This window comes from Terrisporobacter sp. (assembly GCF_017888745.1).
Classification (GTDB): Bacteria; Bacillota; Clostridia; order Peptostreptococcales; family Peptostreptococcaceae; genus Terrisporobacter.
In genome coordinates, this window is sequence record NZ_JAGHFM010000251.1 from 1 (window position 1) to 4410 (window position 4410).

The following is a 4410-nucleotide window of genomic DNA, read 5'->3' on the forward strand; positions in this document are numbered from 1 at the left end:
ACCTTTTAATAAATCAATAGTCTCAATTCCTTTAGCTGTTTTACATTGATGGGTTAATAAAAATGTAGCATAACCTTCTATGGCAGAACGAATCTGAAAAATCTCTATAATTTCTTTTTCAGAAAATTTATGTAACCTAAATCCTTTACTAGGGAGTATATCTATAAAACCTTCTTGTGATAGTCTTTGAAGAGATTCCCTCATAGGAGTACGAGATATTCCTATTTCTTTAGATAACTTTGTTTCTGAATATATTTCATTTTCTAAGAATTTACCTGATAATATCATGTCTTTTATAAAATCGTAAGCGTATTTTTGTAATTTTGTTAGAGATAAATTGGACATGTAAAAACTCCTTTTTTATATTTTTATTTATCTTAATATAAAGATTACATTAAACTAAATATTAGGTCAATAAGAGATGGGAATTTGTTAAAAAAACTACTATTCTGTTAAAAAAACTACTTTCAAAAAAACTGTTGACCGGTATACCGGCTGTGATTATACTTTAAGCATAAATACAAAAACGTTTTCAAAATTAAAATATAAAGCAAATGGAGAGGTATATTATGAAAAAGTTAGGTTTTATAGGATTAGGAATTATGGGGAAACCAATGGCTAAAAACTTATTAAAAGGAGGATATGACTTAGTTGTACATGATTTGAATACAGAAGTAGTCAATGAGCTTGTGGAAGATGGAGCAGAGAGTAAAGGTTTATTAGAAATAGGTGAAGAGTGTGAAGTTATATTTACAATACTTCCAAATGGAAAAATAGTTAAAGATGTTTTATTTGGAGAAAATGGTGTTACAACAAAAATAAAAAAAGGAGCTATAGTAGTTGATATGAGTTCAGTGACCCCTACTGAATCTAAATATTGTGCTGAGAAATTAGAGGAAATAGGAGTTGGATTTATAGATGCTCCTGTAAGTGGTGGAGAACCAAAAGCGATAGACGGAACATTAGCTTTTATGGCAGGTGGAAAAGAAGAAACATATGAAAAGGTAGTTCCTTATTTTGATGCAATGGGAAGTTCGGCAATACTTATAGGACCAAGTGGTAGTGGTAGTGTTACAAAGCTTACAAATCAAATTATAGTTAACCTTACAATAGCAGCAGTATCAGAAGGTTTTGTATTAGCGGCTAAAGCAGGGGCAGATCCTGAAAAAGTTTATCAAGCTATAAGAGGAGGACTTGCAGGAAGTACTGTACTTGATGCAAAGGTGCCAATGATAATAAATAGAGATTTTAAACCAGGTGGAAAAATATCAATAAACTTAAAAGATATAAAAAATGTAATGAGTACAGCTCATAATATAGATGTTCCACTACCTATGACTAGCCAACTTTTAGAAATAATGCAGGGATTAAAAGTTTCTGGAAATCTAGATGACGATCATGCATCAATAGTTAAGTACTTTGAAAGATTAGCAGGAATAGAAGTAAGTAAATAAAGAATTAAGTAACTAATTTAATACAGGAGGAAGAAATATGCTTACAGGATACGGTTTATTAATTGCATTTGCAATTTCCATTGTGGTTTTACTAGCTTCAATAATAAAATTTAAAATGAATCCATTTTTAGCATTACTTTTAACATCAATATTAACTGGATTTTTAGTTAAAATGCCTATCAATGAAATATCAACAACAATATCAACAGGATTCGGAAGTACACTAGGAAGTATAGGTATCGTTATAGGATTAGGGATAGTATTTGGAAATGTGTTGTCTGAATCTGGAGCCACAGAATCGATAGCACAAGGATTAATAAAAAAAACTGGAAATAAGAATAGTGCTTTAGCAGTATGTACATCAGGATTCTTAATATCTATACCAGTATTTATGGATGCGGCATTTGTTATAATGATGCCTATAATAAAGTACATAGCAAAAAGTACTAAAAAGTCATTAATGGTATTTGTATGTGCATTAGGAGTTGGAACAATAGTAGGGCATGCTTTAGTTATACCAACACCAGGACCTCTAGCGGTTGCAGCGAATGTTAATGCGAATGTAGGATTTTATATAATGTACTCTATAATAATAGCATTTCCAGCAGCATTAGCTGGTGGATGGATATATGGAAAAGTATTTGAAAAATACCCGGCATATGAAGATGAAAAATCAAGCCAATCATTAGTAGAAGTTTCACTTAATAGTAGTGAAGTTGTAGTTGAAAATGATGTTGAATCAATAGAAAATAGTGAAAACCCAGGATTTGGACTATCATTATTAGCATTACTTTTTCCAATCGTATTGATATTAGTATCAAATATATCTAATCTATTTTTAATAGAAGGTAGTTTATCATATAATATAGTTGCATTTTTAGGTGATAAAAATATATCTATATTGCTTGGAATAATAGTAGCTATATTTATTCTTAGAAAATATTTAAATAAAAATTTAGGAGATATAGTAATTGAAGCTGCTGAATCTGCAGGGTTAATATTACTAATAACAGGAGCTGGTGGAGCTTTTGGTAGTGTAATAAATGCAAGTGGAATAGGAAACTTCTTAGTTGAAACTATGTCTGGATTAAATATATCTGTTATAGTATTAGGATTTGTACTAAGCGCATTACTTAGAATTTCTCAAGGATCAACGACAGTTGCATTAGTAACAACATCATCAATACTTGGGCCAGCAATAGCAGGAACAGGGGTATCACCAATATTGGTTGGTTTAGCAATATGTGCAGGAGGAACAGGATTATCTCTTCCAAATGATTCAGGATTCTGGGTATTATCAAGATTTAGTGGATTATCAGTAAAAGATACATTAAAATCTTGGACAGTTGGTGGCACAATAGCTGGCTTTACGGCATTTGGAATAATATTATTAATAAACTTCATAAATACAATAATACCATTGCCTGGATTATAAAATTCAAATTGTTAAAAAGGGAGTATTAATTATGAGAGAAGTTAGACCAATAGAAGTAGATATATTAAAAACTTTTAAAGAAGTAGATGAGAAAGAAGTAGATAGATTATTAAAGGAAGGATTATCGAATTTAAATAGAAAAATAGTTGTATTAGATGATGATCCAACAGGAGTTCAAACAGTACATGATATATCAGTTTATACTGATTGGGAAAATGATAGCATAAAGTCTGGATTTGAAGAAGAAAATAGTATGTTTTTTATACTAACAAATTCTAGAGGATTCACTGTACCTCAAACAACAGAAGTGCATAAGACAATAGCTCAAAATATAGTAAATATATCTAAGGAATTAAATAGAGGTTTCATAGTTATAAGTCGTGGAGATTCAACTATGAGAGGTCATTATCCTTTAGAAACAGAAGTATTAAAAAATGAGATAGAAAAACATCTAGGGAATTCATATGATGGAGAAATAATAATGCCATTTTTTAAAGAAGGTGGTAGATTTACAATAAATAATACTCATTATGTAAGAGAAGGTGAGATGCTAATACCAGCAGGAATGACTGAATTTGCAAAAGACAAATCTTTCGGATACAAATCCTCGCATATAGGAGATTGGTGTGAAGAAAAAACAAATGGAGAATACAAAGCTTCTGATATAGTATATATTTCATTAGAAGATTTAAAAGATTTAAATATAGATAAGATAACAGAACAACTAAAGAGTGTGAAGGATTTTAATAAAATAGTAGTAAATGCTATAGACTATGTAGATGTAAAAGTATTTGTGATAGCTCTTATAAAAGCTATAAATAGTGGCAAAGAATTTATGATAAGAAGTGCAGCAGCAGTTACTAAAATATTAGGAGGAGTAAGTGATAAACCATTACTTACTAAAGAAGAATTAGTATCAAAAGATAATGAAAATGGAGGAATAGTATTAGTTGGTTCCCATGTAAATAAGACGACAATGCAATTAGAAGAGTTAAGAAACTGTAAATATCCAATTGAATTTATAGAGTTTAATCCACATTTAGTTTTAGAAGAAGGTGGTTTAAAAAAAGAAGTTGAAAGAGTAATTGATATAGTTGAAGAGAAAATAAAAAATGGAAATATAGTTGCAGTATATACAAAGAGAGAATTAGTAGTATTAGATACAGATGACAAGGACAAACAGCTTATGATATCTGTAGAAATATCAGATGCAGTTACTAGTATAATAGGAAAACTTAATGTAAGACCAAGTTTTATTATAGCAAAAGGTGGAATAACATCCAGTGATGTTGGGACAAAAGCTCTTAAAGTTAAAAGAGCAAATGTAATGGGACAAATAAAACCAGGAATACCTGTATGGATGACAGGAGAGGAAAGTAAATTTAATAATATGCCATATATAATTTTCCCTGGCAATGTTGGAGAAGTAAGCACACTTAGAGAAGCTGTAGAAATATTAATGGGATAATCAAAAATAAAGTTTATGAATAATAAAATAAGTTAGTACTTAGATAGTATATC

At 29.9% G+C, this 4410-nt stretch carries 4 protein-coding genes; 3 read left to right on the forward strand and 1 reads right to left on the reverse strand.

The annotated features are described in order from the left end of the window. Positions 1-345, reverse strand: a 345-nt coding sequence (locus tag J7G74_RS11425; protein WP_297135421.1) for a GntR family transcriptional regulator, incomplete at its 3' end; no start/stop codon positions are given. A 209-nt stretch (positions 346-554) separates the two neighbouring features. On the opposite strand from J7G74_RS11425, the gene garR reads away from it, so the two are divergent. The 3 genes from garR to J7G74_RS11440 are packed head-to-tail and all read left to right on the forward strand — an operon-like array spanning position 555 to position 4357. Further along, positions 555-1454, forward strand: a complete 900-nt coding sequence (garR, locus tag J7G74_RS11430; RefSeq protein ID WP_297135424.1) for a 2-hydroxy-3-oxopropionate reductase — start codon at positions 555-557, stop codon at positions 1452-1454. A 37-nt stretch (positions 1455-1491) separates the two neighbouring features. Continuing rightward, complete coding sequence (locus J7G74_RS11435) at positions 1492-2889, forward strand: GntP family permease (protein WP_297135426.1); 1398 nt, start codon at positions 1492-1494, stop codon at positions 2887-2889. Between the two features lie 31 nt (positions 2890-2920). Further along, entirely contained in the window at positions 2921-4357 is a 1437-nt protein-coding gene (locus J7G74_RS11440; RefSeq protein ID WP_297135429.1) for a four-carbon acid sugar kinase family protein, read from the forward strand. Positions 4358-4410: the final 53 nt, after the last annotated feature.